The sequence below is a fragment of the Rhodococcus sp. IEGM 1306 genome (genome assembly GCF_036541985.1).
Taxonomy (GTDB): Bacteria; Actinomycetota; Actinomycetes; order Mycobacteriales; family Mycobacteriaceae; genus Rhodococcus_F; species Rhodococcus_F qingshengii.
In genome coordinates, this window is sequence record NZ_JAZHFF010000011.1 from 37,041 (window position 1) to 52,871 (window position 15,831).

Genomic DNA, 15,831 nt, shown 5'->3' on the forward strand with positions numbered 1-15,831 from the left:
ACTCTTGTGACCTTTCCGCCCATCGAAACGCGCGGCTGATACCGAGTTGTGCTCTTCGGGTACGAAGCGAGGGGACTTTCAGCCTGCTTCTCGAATACTTGCTTCTCGAATACCGGGCGCAGTCCACGATCCCGACAGCACTGCCGCCTTCGGCCAGTACAGGCGCAGAAAGACGTTGAAGTCGCCGGACGGAGCCGGCAGCCAGTTCCGCTCCTTCTCACCACCAGGGGATTCGTGCTGGAGATAGATGTCGAGGGAACCGTCGTCGGCAAACACCAGATCGCTTCGATCGCCAATCGCGTATCGGTCGATCGGGTTGTCCACGAAGAACTGCCGCTCGTTCATCATCGTGAGCGACCAGAAGCCCTCGACCGGTGGCAGCTCGTCCTTCTCGAAGTGCAGGACGTACTTCTTCGCCCCGGTCAGCGGCTTCCCGTCGACGTCCGTCGTGGCATGCGGGTACACGGCATCAGCGTCGAGATTGGCCCCGAAACCGAGCCAGACGATCAGAGCCCGCTGAGCGTAATGGGTTCCGTAGTGTCCCAAGCCGCGGTGCATCGTCCAGCCGTTCTTCGGACTGCCCTCGGCCTCTTCGGCGATCTCGCTCAGCACGTCCATACCGGTTCGCGCAGCTCTATCGAGGGCATCACGTACCTCCTGCGGACGAGACCTCCAGGGCAAGGAGGAGCCGATTCCTATGTCGGACAGTTGTTTCATCATCTCGGTGTCCTCCGGACGCGGAGGATTGTCGTCGAGAAGTGCGTCGAGTCTGGTGAAGAATGCCTCGCCGTCCATGGCGGCCACCTGGTCCACCGGCGGCGTCCGCGTGTCGACGGCAGGGTTCACCGGCATTTCACCAGGCGTGTAGTCCTGCGGGTCACCCGTCCACTCCGACAGAGGAGTGAGTCGCGTCCGGTCCTGCAGGCTGTGCACTTCTGCCAGGTCGGTTCCCCCCGACGTCGCGTAGCGGGCGACTATCCAGTTCATCGCCGTCGGAGACCGCAGCAGCGTCAAACCCTTGGGCACGTTGCCTTTCCAATTCGGCCCGGCCACCAGGTACGGTCCCCCGGTCCGCCCGACTGTCCGAGATCCCGGAACCGTGAACACGTCGCTCCACGCGTCGAGGATGGGGACCAGCCAGTACCGCGTGCCGAAGTCCGGCAGTGAGAGCACCTGCGGTTCCGTCGAGACGTCCAGCCACCCCGACGAGTAGAGAGTGTCCGCGTTGGGTGAGACGACATCGGTGAAGGTCGCATCCGGCGTCGTACGCGCGTATGCGAACTGGTTGAGCGGGGCTTTCATCGCCACCGGCGAAGGCACCGCCGTCATGACATCCCGCGATACCGCAGCAATCAACAGGGGATATCCGAAGATCCACGCCTGCGTTGCCAGGTCTTCCAGCCGAGAACGGTTCTTCGACAGAGTCATGTCTGCGCATACCACCGCCCTCACCAGCGCAAACCTGGCTGGCACTCTCCCTGTCTTGTGTGCCAGTACCGAATGGGTGCATATTTCGATTACCCAACGAGGTGTGCCGGACCGACGCATGCGCGTCTGCCCGAGATTTGCCCCAGCACCGAGGGAGGAACAGAAATGAACAGAAACGAAGCAATAGGCATTTCTCCGTTCCAAGCCGCTGGGTCTTTGCAGGGGTTCGTCATTTCCGGTCGTTGGCCGGACACCACCCAGGAGTGGGCGCAGCTTCTCGCATTGGCTGTCCGCGTGGCCTCGATGCCAGGTTTGTTGCCGACCACGACGGTCTTCGGGGTCCGTGAAGACGTTCCCGAAGATCCGCAGCCGGGCACCGTCGGTCTGGTGGTTGCCGAAGGTCCGGTACTCGGCGATTTCGCCTTGACACCCGGCCGTTTCTCCGACCATCAGCCACCGGCGCTGATCATGCTGCACCCACCGTCGGAAACCACGCCCAGCCTGCCGGAATGCGAGGGCAGCGCGTCGGGGTGCGTACTGCTGCCAGGCCTTCCCTATCTGGGTTTGGAGCATCGTGCGGCGTGGGTCGAGGCTGAGCCGGACGGCACAGTCGTCTCCATGATCAGTCGTGTCGGCATCGATCCGATCAGCGATCCCGACACCGCTGTTTTGGCCATGCTCCTCGCCTCGTGACGGCCCCGGTAAGCGATAAGTTCGGACTCCCAAACTTGCTGTGCGCTTTGCCAATTCGTTTCAGGCGCGCTAACGTGGGCAGCAACGAAGGGGAGTAGCCCCCAATCGCCCGTGTCGACATACTGGTTCGACGCGCTCCGCCTGGTGCGGATCGCGAAGCACCCGGCCTGGCGAACCGAAGGTCCTGTGGCCTCGGTGGGCGAGACCTTCGGCCGGACAAGCGCACCCACTGCGCCTGCCCAGGCCGGAGGCTCGCATTTTTCCTCCGACCTACACCGACCGGAGGAGTAAATCTTGCTTGCCGCAATACTTTTGAGTTTCGGCGTCATTTTTGTCGCAGAACTCGGTGACAAGTCCCAACTGATGGCAATGACGTTTGCCTTGCGCTATCGCTGGTGGGTCGTCCTCGGCGGAATCACCGTCGCCACCACCCTTGTTCACCTCGTCTCGGTCGCCGTCGGCCACTACCTGGGCGTCGCCCTCCCCACCGCGGCGATTTCCATCGTCGGCGGTATCGCTTTCCTGATCTTCGGCCTCTGGACCTTGCGCGGTGACGATCTCACCGACGACGAGCAGAACAAGGCCGGCCGCGTCACGCGATCCGCCTTCATCGCCGTCGCCTCGGCCTTCTTCCTGGCAGAACTCGGCGACAAGACCATGCTCGCCACCATCACCCTTGCGACTGACAACGACTGGATCGGCGTCTGGATCGGGTCGACGGTAGGCATGGTGGCGGCCGACGCTCTCGCCATCATCGTCGGCTCGGTGCTGGGCAAGCACCTTCCGGACGGATTCATCAAGATCGGCGCCGCGGTGCTGTTCTTCGTCTTCGGTGTCTGGCTGCTGCTCGAGGGCATCTTCCCCGACTCGTCGGCCGGCATCATCGGCGGTGGCGTTGTCCTGGCAGTGTCCGTACTGGGTGCGCTGGCACGGATGATCTGGAAGCGCTCCCGTGCGACCGACTCCGCTACGCACCTCGTCGACGACAATCGGACGCCGATCGACTGACGCTCAACGAATAACGTCGCCGGCGCCCCAAATTGCGACCGGGACATGACCTTCCGCCACTCCGCTCGGTCCGAGCAGCTGTCCGAACCGCTTCATCGGGTACAGCGAGACACGTCGATCGAGGATCCGCACACTACCGATTCGGCGGAGTCGATCCTCGACGACAAGACTCTGCGCGAGGCTGCTCAGCCACACGCTGATCAACATGTTCGCTGTTCCGGTGGTCGCCACCAACAATCTGATCTCCGGCCAACTCGACACAAGATTGCCGAGTTCGTCGGTGGAACCGTCCACAGCGACGTCGAAGATCACTTCGAACGGTGAACCGACAGCCTGTTGCGAGACATCGCAGCGGAAAATCAACTGTCGCGATGCAGTCAGTTGGGCCAAGCGCCGTCGAATCGCAGTCTCGTTCGTTCCACAAATCGCGGCGAGACGCGCGTAGCTGGCACGTCCGTCACGGCCGAGCGCCTCCAACAGGGCACCGTCGGACTCGCGGAACTCTGTCGGATCTGCCGGCACCGCAGCGCCCTTTGTCGATGCCGTTGCCAGCTGAGCCCGACCCGCTTGCCCCAGAGCGCCCGGCTCCCAGCTGAACCCGTCCCGGTACACCTTCACCCCGACCCGGCTTCTGATCGACAGAATTCCAGGATCGGCGGCAAGGTGCTCACACACCAAGGCGTCCAGACTCTTGTGGTCGGCGGCCACGACTCCGACGAAATACTCGTACTCGCCTTCCGTCCTGGCCAACAGATAGGCACAGGAGAGTTGACGTAACCGCTCCCCCACGTCGGCAACGGAATCCTGTGTGGTCCTGATCAGGAGATAGCCGAATATGTGGGTTCGACCGATTGCGACCGCGTTGACCCACGAATGACCGTTCGAGACGAGGCGACGCCACCGGCGGGCGATCGTCGTCGAATCCATGTCGAGCACTGACGACAACTGCGTCCACGACGCGCGGGGGTTGAGCTGAAGTGCATTGATGATCTCCAGATCAGATTCCGCGATGACAAATGCGTCGGATTCCGGCTTCATCGGCCCAGTATTGCCGGATTACTGCATTCTGGTCGGTGATCCCTGCCTGTTTGCCAAAGATGTGTGAATCACTTCACAGGTTCACCACTTGGAGGCCCAGTGCTTCGCTCCACCAAAGTCACGGTCGCGTTGCTGTTCGTCGCGTACGCGATCGACTACATAGATCGGCTGGCGATCAACCTCGCTCTCCCCTTGCTCGGTGAGGAGTTCGATCTCGACTACTCCCAGCGTGGATTGATCATCTCCACGTTCTTCATTGCATACACGCTGGCCCAACTGCCTGGTGGACTGCTCGCCGATCGATACGGCGCAGTCCGGATGGCTCTGATCGGGTTGGTGGCGTGGAGTGTCTTCACCGGCCTCACTGCCCTTGCCTGGTCGTTCGGGACGCTTCTGGTTGTTCGTTTTCTCTTCGGTCTCGCGCAGGGCGTGTTTCCGGCAGCTGCAGTAAAGCTCGTTGCCGAGCGGAGCATCCCGGAGCAACGTGCCACTGCCACAGGATGGATGAACAGTTCCAACGCCGTCGGTACGCTTCTTGCCATCGTTGTTGCGGCAGCACTTCTCCCGTTGATCGGCTGGCGTGGAATGTTTCTGGCCGTCGCGGCGCTCGGCGTACTCTCGCTCGTCAGCATCAAGTTGTGGCTCCCGCCGGCACTTCCGGCGGAGAACGACCACGGTCCGGATTCCTCCTGGGACAACATGCGCACCGTACTTCGCTCCCGCGCGATGTGGCTCTTCGCCTTGATGTTCTTCGGATACGACTTCGTGATCTGGGGGATGTCGTCGTGGGTTCCGTCGTACCTCCATGACGAACGTGGAATCGCCCTCTCGAGCGCAAGCCTCCTTCTGATTCCGGCTACCGTGGTGGCCGCCGTGACCACCGTCATCGGCGGGCGAATCTCCGATCGGCTGGCTGGCAACAGTCGTGTCGTCGTGGTGCCGTCCATGCTCGCGTGCATCGTGATGCTCGTTTCGATTCCTTTCGTCTCCAACACGGTCTTGTTCGTCGTTCTCGTCACCCTCGGATCTGCCGCTGCCTCTTTCGCTTTCATGCCGTGTTTTGCACTTCCGCTTCGTAGCCTGCCTTCGTCGGTGGTCGGAGCAGCCTCGTCGATGATCATTTTCGGCGGCATGGTCGCCGGAATAGTCGCGCCGTTGGTATTCGGATTCATCGTGGACCACCTCTCCTGGTCAGCGGCGTTCGTATCTCTCGCGCTCGGGCCTGTCGTGGCGATCGTCGCGGTCATGGCAGCACCACAAACCCGGGAAAAGATGCTGAACCTGGTGCAACTGAAAACCGCCAACTGAAAGAAGATCAACCATGAATCAACTGCTTTCGAATCTCGAGTTCGGAGACCCGTCGCGGTTGCGAACCGTCGAGCCGCACTGGTTCGAGCTCTACCGGGACCTACACGCACACCCCGAGTTGTCCGGCGACGAAACTCGCACCGCCGCAATTGTTGCCGAGGAACTTCGGCGAATCGGTGGCTGGGACGTCACGGTCGGGGTCGGCGGTACGGGTGTCGTCGGTGTTCTCGAAGGGAGCAGCGGTCCGGTGATCCTGCTACGCGCCGACATGGACGCGTTGCCGGTGGCAGAAGACACCGGGCTGTCCTACGCCTCCAGAACTGATGGAGTCATGCATGCGTGTGGCCACGATGTCCACGTAACCGCGCTACTTGCCACGTGCGCAGCACTTTCCGCGGATCCGACATCGATCACCGGGACTGTTGTCGCGGTCTTCCAGCCTGCTGAGGAGACCGGCTCCGGCGCTCGTGCGATGGTCGACGACGGAATCTTCGACCGCTTCCCACGACCGGACCTCTGCCTGGGACAGCACGTGGGCCCGACTCCTGCGGGGATGTTGGTCAGCAAACCCGACATCTTGATGGCAGCATCCGACACGATACGAGTGGTCTTTCACGGCCGTGGTGGACACGCGTCCTCACCGTACGCATGCATCGACCCTTTGTTGATGGCAGCGTCTTTCGCGCTGCGCATTCAAAGTCTGGTCGCTCATGAAGCGGCAACCCCGACAGCACCTGTGCTCACGGTGGGAGCCTTGCACGCCGGCACGGCTGCGAACATCATCGCCGATGAAGCCGAACTACTGCTCAGCCTGAGGACTTTCAGCGCAACGTCACGAGAAAACATGCTCGAATCGGTGCGCCGGATAGCCCGCGCAGAAGCGGACGGAGCCGGCGCCGTCGAGACGCCGGACGTTCATGCGTACAACGGCTTTCCGGCCACGGTCAACACTCCGGACGCCACGTCCACGGTGATGTCCGACCTGCGACAGGCCGGCTTGGGAATGCACACTCTGTCACAACCACTTTCAGGTAGCGAGGACTTCGGAATCTTCGGCACCGCCGCCCAATGCCCCTCCGTGTTCTGGCATTTCGGCGGAACGGCACTGCAGAGTTTCGACGGAACCGCCCTTGCCGCGCTCGCCGAGGGACGGATACCACCCGGCACGCCGTCCAATCATTCACCGCGCTTCGCCCCCGATCCCGCCGCTGCCCTACCCGAAGGTGTCACGGCCATGACCGCAGCTGCACTGGGAGCCCTTGCGCGGAGCGCGTGATTCTCACACAGACTTACCCAGGGAGATAACGTCATGTCAGACGAACTGCACTACCTCAGCGCCACCGAAGCCATTGCTCACTTTCGCGCGCGAGAATTGTCTCCGGTCGAACTGCTACAGGCAATCATCGACCGGACACAGAATTTCGAACCTCACATCAATGCCTTCACCGAAGAGATGTTCGACGAGGCCCTCGCCGGCGCCCGGGATGCCGAGAGCCGATACCTCGGCCACGGACCCGAACCTCGATCGTTGGAGGGAATTCCGGTAGCTGCCAAGGAAAAACATGCCATTGCGGGAAAGTCTCTGACCGAAGGTTCGCTGGCGGGACGCGGCAACATCGCCCGCGAGAACGCACCGGTGATCGACCGAGTTCTGGCAGCAGGCGGCCTGATTCACGCACGCACGACGACACCGGAATTCTGCGTCGCGGCGTTCACACACTCTCCTTTGTGGGGCGTGACCCGCAATCCCTGGAACCTCGATTACAGTCCCGGCGGCTCATCCGGCGGAGCCGGCGCCGCACTGGCCGCCGGAACTACTACTCTGGCAACAGCATCCGACATCGGCGGGTCGACGCGAGGCCCGGCAGGCTTTACCGGCACCGTCGGTCTCAAGGCCTCGTACGGGCGTATCGCCGGGGTCGCCCCGCTGTCCATGGATTCCTACCGTGGCGACGGTCCGATGGCCCGAACTGTCGACGACGCAATTCTTTTGGCCAACGTTCTGATCGGGCCGGATCCGCGTGACCATTCTTCCCTGAGGCCGGCGATCACGCTGCCACACGAGTACCCGTCGGTCGAGGGAATGCGAATTGCCCTGTGCCTGCGGCTCGGTGACTTCCCCATCGAGCCTGACATCGAGGCGAACACCCGGGCTCTCGCACAGTCGTTGGTCGATGCCGGCGCGATCGTCGAGGAGATCGAGTTGCCGTGGACTCGTGATTCGATGGCAGCAGCGGTGAAAGTCCATTTCGGAACGATCATGGGTGCATCCGTCGCGGAAGTTGCTCGCGTCCACGGTGATCTTCTTGCCGACTACACGCTCGACAACGTCGCGATCACGTCGAAGGGCGCTGCGGAAATGTCATTTCTGGACGGCCTTCGCAAGGAGACCCAAATGCAACGAGAGCTCGCCGAGGCGATGGCTCCCTTCGATGCGCTGATCTGCCCGACTTCGGGCACCATCGCCTTCCCGGCAGGCGAGTCTTTGCTCGACGGCCTCACTGTGGCGGGTCAGCACGTGAATAACACCGCCGAAGCACTTCTCACATTGCCGTTCAACGTCGCCAATCGGTGCCCCGTATTGGCGGTGCCGAGTGGACACGCACACAACGGTGTTCCCACGGGCGTCCAGATCGTCGGCCATACGTACGACGAACCGACCGTGTTCCGGATCGGCAAAGCACTGGAGAAGATCCGCCCGTGGGCATACACCGACCAGCATCAACCGAAGCTGAATGTGGTGACGCCGGCGTCCTCTTGATTGCTGAGGAGATCAGAGCTTGGCTCTGATCTCCTCAGCGATCGGCTGGAACTGCTCGAGGAATGTCAGGGCCCAACCGAAGGACGCGACGCCCTCGTAGTCGAACGAGTACACCTGATCATTCTTGACGGCGCGCAGACGCTGGAAGATGGTGTCGTTCGCCAACTTCTCGTTGATGGGGCCCTTGCCACTGTTGGTGATGATGACGTCGGCCTCGTCGAGTAGCTCCAACTGCTCCTTCGGGAACCACTCGTTGCTGCCGGCGGGAATTGCGAGCGAACGGTCGTTGAACTGGAACCCGGCCTCGCTGATGACCGTCGTCTGATACTTGGTCGGCGAGTACAGCGAGAAACCACTCTCCTCGAAGTACGTGGTGTAGACGACCTTCACCTTGCTCAGCACATCAGCGTTGTCGCTGCGGAACTTGGCGATCCGCGCCTCGTACCGATCTGCCAACTCTTGAACCTTCGCGCTCTGGTTCAGCGCGTCCGCGACTCCGAAGGCGCGCTCCTTCCATGCGTACTGCCCGTCTTCGGCAAAAACCGCGGTCGGTGCGATCGACCGGATCTGCTCGTAAAGATCCGGGTTGTTCTCCGACAGCAGGTTGGTCATCACGATCAGGTCGGGAGACAAAGCCGTTATCGCCTCGGCGTTGGGCTCGTACCAGCGTCCCACCTTCGGGAGAGACCGCAGAGCGGACGCATAGGGTTCCGGGACGCCGTCGGCGTTCTCGTAGTCGACCGGCAATCCGACCGGTGTGAACCCGGCGTCGAACATCGCGGGGCCGGTGTAGTAATCGGCGCTGACCACCCGTTGCGGGTTGGTGGGCACTTCCACCTGCCCCAGAGCCGTGTTGATGGTGCGCATCGAACCCTCGGCCGATTCACCGGAGCTGGTTCCACAGGCCGTGAGCAATCCGATCCCCGCCAAGGCACCGGCTCCGAGGAAACCGCGTCGGGTAAGTGCTGCGGTGATGCGAGCGAATTCGGCATCGGTGTCAGCGGTGGGCAATAGAAGTGATGTCATGAAAGTGCCTCCAAGGCGCCGGTTTCGAGTTCGTTGAGCCAGTTGATTGCAGTGCCGTAGTCGGTGACCTGAGTGCTGATTCCGAATACCCGGCCCGAAGCTGCTGCCGGAATGCGGCTCCACAGCGGGCTGGCGAAGACGGATTTCATTCCTGCAGAATCAGTTCCGTTCGGCTGCTTCGGGTAGATGACGACGGTGACGTCCCGCAGCATTTCGAGTTGTTCGAGCGGGAAGGCTTCGAAGCCGGTGGCTGGGCGCAGGTCCGGGATGAATTCGCCGCGGGTCACGTTCAGGTCGGCGAGCATCGCGCCGGTCACTCCGGTTGGATACAGGATGGAGAAGAGCCCTTCCGAACCACCGATAGCAACCTGGGCCCACCGATTCTCGCCAAGCTGCGCGGCGTATTCGGTGCGGATTCGCTCTTGCATCGCCTGATACTTCTCGCGATTCGACGTCAATGCCGAACCCTTGTTGACCGCGTCTGCGACACCCTCGGCGACAGCGCGCCAATCCGATCGGTTCGTGCCCGAATACACCGCTGTCGGAGCAATTTTCGAGAGCTCGCGGAACATGTCCTCGTCGATCTCGTACGCATCGCCGACAATGAGATCAGGCGCGGCAGCCACGACGGCTTCGCGGTTGACCTCGAGGAAAACCCCCACCGTGGACAAGCCGTCGATGAACTTCTGCTGTGTCGGGGTGAACTGGTCGATGTACGCGCTGTAGTCGAGCGTCGCGACGGGTCGGGCGCCGACGGCTTGCAACTGCCACGGGGTGTTGTAGGAGACGGCGACGATGCGCTGCGGATTGACGGGAACATCCACGGGTCCGTAATGCGTCTGCACCGTCCGAGTTTCGCCTTCCGCACCGTCACCGCCGTCCTCACTGCTGCATCCGGCAAGGGCGAGCATGGACAGTGCGGCGGCACTTCCGCCCAGAAAGCCGCGTCGGGTCAAGGCCGCGGTGATGCGAGCGAACTCTGCGTCGGTGTCTAGCGTCGGTAACAGGAGAGGTGTCATGGGCTTCCTGACGGTATTCCGAATTAGGGTCGCCTAAAATTACTCTCACCTGCGCCGTTACGGTAAAGCTTGTTGGCCAAGGGGTATCTCTTTCACGCTAGTGCTCAACTGGTAATACCACTTGACCTCTCACCAGCAAGCGCTTAAGGTCGGTACATGTTCCAACCCGTTGCACGTACCTCGGCCTCCGGCGCAGTCTTCGATCAGATATCGGTGAAAGTGCTGGCCGGAGAGCTGGCTGCGGGTGAGGCACTACCCAGCGAGCGCAAGCTCGCCGAGGCATTCGGCGTCTCGCGGCCCGCAGTCCGCGAGGCAATTCAGAAGCTCGCCCAGGCCGGACTCGTCGAGGTCCGCCAGGGCGAGTCCACGTCGGTGCGCGATTTTCGACGCCAGGCCGGACCCGAACTTCTCCCCCAGCTGCTGGTGCGCGACGGCGTCCCCGACCTGAGCGTGGTGCGCAGCGTCCTGGAAACTCGCGAGTTGATGGGACCGCAGATCGCTGTGCTGGCCGCCCGTCGCATCTCCGCGGAATCCGCCCGAGAACTCGACACGGCCGTTGATCAACTAGGCGCCACCGAAGATCCAGTGGAGTTGCAAGACCGCGCTCTGGCGTTCTGGGACGTCGTCGTCGACAGCGCAGATTCCATTGCCTTCCGTTTGATCTTCAACAGCCTTCGGGCTGCATACGAGCCGGCTATGACTGCACTTGCATCCGTCATGGTCGCCGAAGTCGGCCAGACCGACCTGTATCGAAAACTGGCCTCCGCCATCACTTCACACGACGAGCCAACTGCCGAGGCGTCAGCCGCACAGCTCCTTCACACCGGCACGACGGCAATCGGCGACGCTCTCACCTTCCTGGAAGGACTGAAACCATGAGCAAGCCTCTTACTCTCGCCGATGCGGCACGGACGTTCCGCAAGTCACCGACGCCGTGGATGATCGGCACCATGCTGCTGGCCGCCGCGGCGGCGCGCATCGCAGTGGGCAACTGGCAGATCACCGACGCCCTCGTTCCGCTCGTGATGCTTGCCGCATTCCCCTTCGTGGAGTGGATCATTCACGTCTTCGTTCTTCATTGGAAGCCACGAACCATTGCCGGCGTCACACTCGATTCACGGCTGGCGCGCAGCCATCGGGAACACCACTTTGCGCCGCGAACCGTCTCACTCATCTTCATCCCGTGGCAGACGCTCCTGATCGTGATTCCCGTTCTGACAGCCGTCGCCCTCCTGGCATTTCCCCGCGTCGAACTCGGTCTGACGTTCCTGACCTGCATTTCCGTGCTCGGCCTCGGTTACGAGTGGACACATTTCCTCATCCACAGTGACTACAAGCCGAAAACTGCTCTCTACCGGTCAGTTTGGCGCAACCACCGCAACCACCACTTCAAGAACGAGCACTACTGGTTCACCGTCACCACCGCGGGAACTGCCGATCGAGTACTGGGCACGTACCCCGATCCCAAATCCGTCGAGACCTCCCCGACAGCCAAGAACCTGCACGGCGCAGCGTCCAAGCTGTGAAGGAAGACCGGTTCCTGGCCCCCAGCTGGCAATGAACTTGAACTTGCCTGTGTATCAGCAATTTTCGTTGAAACTCGTCAGAACCGTGCTTAGTGTCGATGGAGTCAGAAGTTCGAAAAACGCTGTAACCGAAGGACACAACACATGTTCAACGATGTATTCAACAACGTGATCCACCCGATGGTCACGAACTTCCAGCAGTTGGGCCCCCAGCAGTTCATTCCGCAGCAGTTCATCCCACAGGGAGTGTTCCAGCAGGCGCCGCAGGCAGCAGAGCAGGCAGTGACGATCTTCGGTAGCTGATACCGCAATCCACAGATAGCGCCACTCAGGGGTCGTCCGTCCAATATGCTGGACGGACGACCTGAGTGCCTCCGCCTGACAAGGATCCCCATGACCGCGAACACCCCCATCCACGCTTTCACCGACGACGCCCTGGGCGACCTCGACGCCACCGGCGTCGCCGCCCGGATCGAATCAGGCGAGGTGACCGCACGGGAAGTCATGGAGGCATCGATCGCCCGCGCCGAGGCAGTGCAGGGGCAATTGAACGGTCTGGCCTGCACTGATTTCGATCGTGCCCTCGCCAGGAGCAACCGGCCCGCCAAGGGCGTCTTTGCCGGTGTCCCCACCGCGATCAAGGACAACACCGACAGCGCCGGCCTTCCCACCCAGCAGGGCAGTACCGCCTTCACCGCGGTCCCCGCCAAAGCCGACAGCGATTTTGCGAAGCAGTTCCTCTCCACCGGGGCCATTTCGATCGGCAAGACCCGACTGCCCGAGTTCGGGTTCAGTGCGTCCACCGAATACATGACGGAAGAACCCGTGCACAACCCGTGGAATCCGGCGTACTCGTCGGGCGCTTCCTCGGGAGGCGCAGCCGCGCTTGTTGCTGCCGGCGTACTCCCGATCGCGCACGCCAACGACGGCGGTGGATCGATTCGCATTCCCGCCGCTGCCTGCGGACTCGTCGGACTCAAACCCACTCGCGGACGCACCATCGCCGATCCGGCCGACAAGTCGATGCCGATCCGGTTGATTGCCCAGGGCGCCGTTACTCGGACTGTTCGCGACACTGCACGATGGATGTCTGCGGCTGAGAACTACTACCGCAATCCGCGACTCGCACCGGTTCGCTTGATCGAAGGACCCAGCTCAACCCGCCTGCGCGTCGGCGTGATCGCCGATTCCGTCACCGTCACCAAGACGGACGACGAGACGCGCAAGTCCGTCGAAGCTACGGCCGAACTCCTTGCAAGCCTTGGCCATCATGTCGAGGACGCAGCACTGCCCGTCGGCCCCGAATTCATCGACGACTTCAGCATTTACTGGGGCTTTCTGTCGTTTGCCATCTCCACCGGTGGCAAACAAATGCTCGGACCCGACTTCGACAAGTCCGGCACCGACAATCTCACCAAGGGCCTCTACACGCTGTACCGGAAGAACCTGGTGAAGACGCCGCGCGTGCTCTATCGTCTGCGACGGCTCCAGCAGCAATACAGCGCCATGTTCTTGAAGTACGACGTCGTGCTCTCGCCGGCCCTGGGGCACACCACCCCCGAGCTGGGATACCTCTCTCCCGCTCAGCCTTTCGAGGAACTCTTCGACAAGCTGATCGCGTACACATCGTTCACGCCACTGAACAACATCTCCGGAGGTCCCGCGATTTCGCTACCGATGCATCAGACCAGCAACGGTTTGCCGTTGGCTGCGCATTTCTCCGCCGATCTCGGCGACGAGCGCACGCTCCTCGAATTGGCCTTCGAACTGGAAGAGGCTCAGCCCTGGAGAAGAATCCAGGACTGAGCCTCGCCGGTAAATACCCTCAGTCTCGCGGCAATCCGAGCATGCGCTCACCGATCACGTTGAGTTGCACCTCGGTTGTGCCACCGTAGATGGTGGTGGCACGGCCCGAAATGAGTTGCTCCATCGCCTTGTCGCTTGGCTGACCTGGGATGCTGACCGCTCCGGCAGCACCCAGTTCGGCGACGACGAACTCGGCAATCGACTGGCTGATCTTCATCGCCAACAGCTTGCCGACGCTCGACGTCGTACTCACGTCGATTCCCGAAAGTTGCTTGAGCACAACGCGGGAACCGATGAGATCGATCGCCTGACTCTCCGCAACCAGCTCGCCGACACGGTAGCGTCCGATCGGGCTCAGGTCTGCCGACTTCGCGAACTTCAGCAGATCGGAGTCCGAGGCGTACGCCTCCATCTTCTGGCTGAGCGCGACGCGCTCGCCGGCCAGCGTCGTCCGGGCGACGTTCCACCCGTCGTTGACCTCACCGACCACGTTCTCGTCGGGGATGAACACGTCGTCGAGGAACACCTCGTTGAACAACGCCGAGCCCGTCATCTCACGCAGCGGGCGGACGGTGATGCCCGGTGTCGACATATCGAGCACGAAGTAGGTGATGCCCTGATGCTTCGGCTTGGTGGCGTCCGTGCGGGCGATCAGCATTGCCCAGTCGGAGAACTGCGCAACCGTGGTCCAGATCTTCTGACCGGTGATCTTCCAACCGCCGTCGACCTTTTCGGCCTTCGTGGACAATGACGCAAGGTCGGAACCAGCACCGGGCTCGCTGAAGAGCTGGCACCACACCAGCTCACCCTGCAGGGTAGGCACGGCCAGCTCTTGCTTCTGCTTGTCCGAACCATGTGCCACGACGGCCTGCACTGCCCACGTTCCCATCAGAAGCTGCGGCATCGAGATACCGGCAGCCTTGATTTCCTGGGAGATGACGATCTGCTCGAGCGGAGCGGCGCCGCGCCCGTACGGCTTCGGCAGGTGAGGCTGAACCCAGCCGCCGTCGCCGAGCGCGATCAGCTGGTCGTCCTCGTCGAGCTCGACCAACTTGGCAAGCTCGGCCGCGATGCCGCCGCGGATCTCCTCTGCCTCCGGCGGCAGTTCGAGAACCGAAGCCCGGCTGACACCGTCAAGTGCCTGCTGCGCAACACGGTTGGCACGATCCTCGCGGGTACCGAGAATGCCGCGGATCGAGAGCGCGCGCCGGTAGTACAGGTGGGCGTCGTGCTCCCACGTGAAGCCGATGCCGCCGTGGACCTGCACACAATCCTGCGCTACCTGCACTGCGGCGTCCGGCACGATGACTGCTGCGATATCGGCGGCAAAATCTGCCGTGTCGTCGCCCTTGTCCAATGCGCTTGCCGCATCCCACACAACGGCGCGTGCCTGCTCGAGCGCAATGCCCATCTGCGCACACTTGTGCTTGACGCCCTGGAACTGGCCGATGGGTCGCCCGAACTGCACGCGTGTCTTGGCGTACTCCGACGCAGTGGAAACGCACCAGGACATGACGCCGACGTCTTCGGCGCCGAGAACGACTGCGGCAATGGACCGTACCCGCGCCTCGGTGAGACCGTCGAGTATCCGTTCGGCGCTGATCTGAGCATTGTCAGCTTCGATCCGCGCACTACCGCGCAGCACGTCGATGCTGTCCTGAACGGTGATCGCGACTGCGCTGCTCTCGAGCACCGCGTAGCGAACGCCCTCGGGCAACTGGATCGGAACCAGCAGTACGTCGGCGTGCTCACCACCGAGCACACCGTCGAGTGCGCCCGTGATCTTGTACCCACCGTCCGACGACTCGGCCGCAAACGGTGCACCCAAGGCGACTGCTGCCGTACGACTTCCGTCGATCAGACCGGGCAGGAACTCGGGTCCCGCCTTGGAATCGGCGACACCGAGAACGGCACTTGCCAATACCGTCGGAACGAACGGGCCGGGAGAGACTGTGCGGCCCAATGCTTCCAGTGCCACTGCCAAGGTCAGCAGGCCGGCGCCGTGACCACCTTGCTCTTCCGGAACCGCGAGCCCGAGAAGGTCCTGCCCGACGAGCGCCGTCCAGAACTGGGGGAACTTGTCCTCGGTCCGCGACTCCACGGCCGCGCGCACCTGCTCGGTGGTGATGGTGCGCTCGGCGAAGGAGCGCACCGAATCTGCAAGCGCGGTGTGCTCCTCACTCAGCCCGAGACCGAGTTCGTATGCGTTGCGTGCCAT

14 protein-coding genes are annotated in these 15,831 nt (G+C 62.3%); 9 read left to right on the plus strand and 5 right to left on the minus strand.

Annotated elements, in window-relative coordinates:
- Nucleotides 1-78: 78 nt before the first annotated feature.
- Nucleotides 79-1,428: a DUF1254 domain-containing protein gene (locus V3587_RS25395; protein WP_003944160.1), complete on the minus strand. Its 1,350-nt coding sequence runs from the start codon at nucleotides 1,426-1,428 to the stop codon at nucleotides 79-81.
- A 165-nt stretch (nucleotides 1,429-1,593) separates the two neighbouring features.
- Here V3587_RS25395 and V3587_RS25400 point away from each other — a divergent pair, with 165 nt between their 5' ends.
- Together V3587_RS25400 and V3587_RS25405 are read left to right on the plus strand one after the other, a co-directional pair.
- Complete coding sequence (locus V3587_RS25400; RefSeq protein WP_003944138.1) at nucleotides 1,594-2,121, plus strand: hypothetical protein; 528 nt, start codon at nucleotides 1,594-1,596, stop codon at nucleotides 2,119-2,121.
- Between the two features lie 294 nt (nucleotides 2,122-2,415).
- The gene (locus tag V3587_RS25405) at nucleotides 2,416-3,129 is read left to right on the plus strand and encodes a TMEM165/GDT1 family protein (RefSeq protein WP_058227350.1); all 714 of its coding nucleotides are present in this window, start codon (nucleotides 2,416-2,418) and stop codon (nucleotides 3,127-3,129) included.
- Between the two features lie 3 nt (nucleotides 3,130-3,132).
- Here the strand turns inward: V3587_RS25405 and V3587_RS25410 are convergent, their stop codons facing one another.
- Nucleotides 3,133-4,167, minus strand: a complete 1,035-nt coding sequence (locus V3587_RS25410) for an Lrp/AsnC family transcriptional regulator (RefSeq protein ID WP_283377330.1) — start codon at nucleotides 4,165-4,167, stop codon at nucleotides 3,133-3,135.
- 99 nt (nucleotides 4,168-4,266) lie between these two features.
- On the opposite strand from V3587_RS25410, the gene V3587_RS25415 reads away from it, so the two are divergent.
- From V3587_RS25415 to V3587_RS25425, 3 genes are read left to right on the plus strand one after another with little or no spacing between them, the layout of a single operon-like run.
- On the plus strand, nucleotides 4,267-5,475 hold the full coding sequence (locus V3587_RS25415; protein ID WP_058227352.1) for an MFS transporter: 1,209 nt from the start codon (nucleotides 4,267-4,269) through the stop codon (nucleotides 5,473-5,475).
- Nucleotides 5,476-5,488: 13 nt separating this feature from the next.
- The gene (locus V3587_RS25420; protein WP_054188675.1) at nucleotides 5,489-6,751 is read left to right on the plus strand and encodes an amidohydrolase; all 1,263 of its coding nucleotides are present in this window, start codon (nucleotides 5,489-5,491) and stop codon (nucleotides 6,749-6,751) included.
- Between the two features lie 33 nt (nucleotides 6,752-6,784).
- Nucleotides 6,785-8,236: an amidase gene (locus V3587_RS25425; RefSeq protein ID WP_283377331.1), complete on the plus strand. Its 1,452-nt coding sequence runs from the start codon at nucleotides 6,785-6,787 to the stop codon at nucleotides 8,234-8,236.
- A gap of 12 nt (nucleotides 8,237-8,248) precedes the next feature.
- On the opposite strand, the gene V3587_RS25430 is transcribed toward V3587_RS25425, so the two are convergent.
- Nucleotides 8,249-9,262, minus strand: coding sequence for an ABC transporter substrate-binding protein (locus V3587_RS25430; RefSeq protein ID WP_058227354.1), 1,014 nt, complete (start codon nucleotides 9,260-9,262; stop codon nucleotides 8,249-8,251).
- Nucleotides 9,259-10,281: an ABC transporter substrate-binding protein gene (locus V3587_RS25435; protein WP_283377332.1), complete on the minus strand. Its 1,023-nt coding sequence runs from the start codon at nucleotides 10,279-10,281 to the stop codon at nucleotides 9,259-9,261. The genes V3587_RS25430 and V3587_RS25435 overlap by 4 nt, the downstream gene beginning before the upstream one ends.
- Nucleotides 10,282-10,437: 156 nt before the next feature.
- Between V3587_RS25435 and V3587_RS25440 the strand changes: the two genes are divergently transcribed.
- The 4 genes from V3587_RS25440 to V3587_RS25455 all read left to right on the plus strand — a co-directional run bounded on the left by V3587_RS25440 (nucleotide 10,438) and on the right by V3587_RS25455 (nucleotide 13,613).
- Nucleotides 10,438-11,160, plus strand: coding sequence for a FadR/GntR family transcriptional regulator (locus V3587_RS25440; RefSeq protein WP_007735969.1), 723 nt, complete (start codon nucleotides 10,438-10,440; stop codon nucleotides 11,158-11,160).
- Nucleotides 11,157-11,807: a sterol desaturase family protein gene (locus V3587_RS25445; protein WP_020968076.1), complete on the plus strand. Its 651-nt coding sequence runs from the start codon at nucleotides 11,157-11,159 to the stop codon at nucleotides 11,805-11,807. The genes V3587_RS25440 and V3587_RS25445 overlap by 4 nt, the downstream gene beginning before the upstream one ends.
- 144 nt (nucleotides 11,808-11,951) lie before the next feature.
- Entirely contained in the window at nucleotides 11,952-12,110 is a 159-nt protein-coding gene (locus V3587_RS25450) for a hypothetical protein (RefSeq protein ID WP_003944172.1), read from the plus strand.
- Between the two features lie 90 nt (nucleotides 12,111-12,200).
- A complete protein-coding gene (locus V3587_RS25455) occupies nucleotides 12,201-13,613 on the plus strand; it encodes an amidase (protein ID WP_277377826.1) in 1,413 nt (470 codons plus the stop codon).
- A gap of 19 nt (nucleotides 13,614-13,632) precedes the next feature.
- Here the strand turns inward: V3587_RS25455 and V3587_RS25460 are convergent, their stop codons facing one another.
- Complete coding sequence (locus V3587_RS25460) at nucleotides 13,633-15,831, minus strand: acyl-CoA dehydrogenase (protein ID WP_030535855.1); 2,199 nt, start codon at nucleotides 15,829-15,831, stop codon at nucleotides 13,633-13,635.

Bases quoted from the DNA above. Each gene is read 5' to 3' on its own strand.
- V3587_RS25400 (WP_003944138.1), top strand. From the start codon at position 1,594: ATGAACAGAAACGAAGCAATAGGCATTTCTCCGTTCCAAGCCGCTGGG.
- V3587_RS25395 (WP_003944160.1), bottom strand. From the start codon at position 1,428: ATGACTCTGTCGAAGAACCGTTCTCGGCTGGAAGACCTGGCAACGCAG.
- V3587_RS25435 (WP_283377332.1), bottom strand. From the start codon at position 10,281: ATGACACCTCTCCTGTTACCGACGCTAGACACCGACGCAGAGTTCGCT.
- V3587_RS25460 (WP_030535855.1), bottom strand. From the start codon at position 15,831: ATGGCACGCAACGCATACGAACTCGGTCTCGGGCTGAGTGAGGAGCAC.
- V3587_RS25440 (WP_007735969.1), top strand. From the start codon at position 10,438: ATGTTCCAACCCGTTGCACGTACCTCGGCCTCCGGCGCAGTCTTCGAT.
- V3587_RS25455 (WP_277377826.1), top strand. From the start codon at position 12,201: ATGACCGCGAACACCCCCATCCACGCTTTCACCGACGACGCCCTGGGC.
- V3587_RS25410 (WP_283377330.1), bottom strand. From the start codon at position 4,167: ATGAAGCCGGAATCCGACGCATTTGTCATCGCGGAATCTGATCTGGAG.
- V3587_RS25420 (WP_054188675.1), top strand. From the start codon at position 5,489: ATGAATCAACTGCTTTCGAATCTCGAGTTCGGAGACCCGTCGCGGTTG.
- V3587_RS25425 (WP_283377331.1), top strand. From the start codon at position 6,785: ATGTCAGACGAACTGCACTACCTCAGCGCCACCGAAGCCATTGCTCAC.
- V3587_RS25430 (WP_058227354.1), bottom strand. From the start codon at position 9,262: ATGACATCACTTCTATTGCCCACCGCTGACACCGATGCCGAATTCGCT.
- V3587_RS25450 (WP_003944172.1), top strand. From the start codon at position 11,952: ATGTTCAACGATGTATTCAACAACGTGATCCACCCGATGGTCACGAAC.
- V3587_RS25445 (WP_020968076.1), top strand. From the start codon at position 11,157: ATGAGCAAGCCTCTTACTCTCGCCGATGCGGCACGGACGTTCCGCAAG.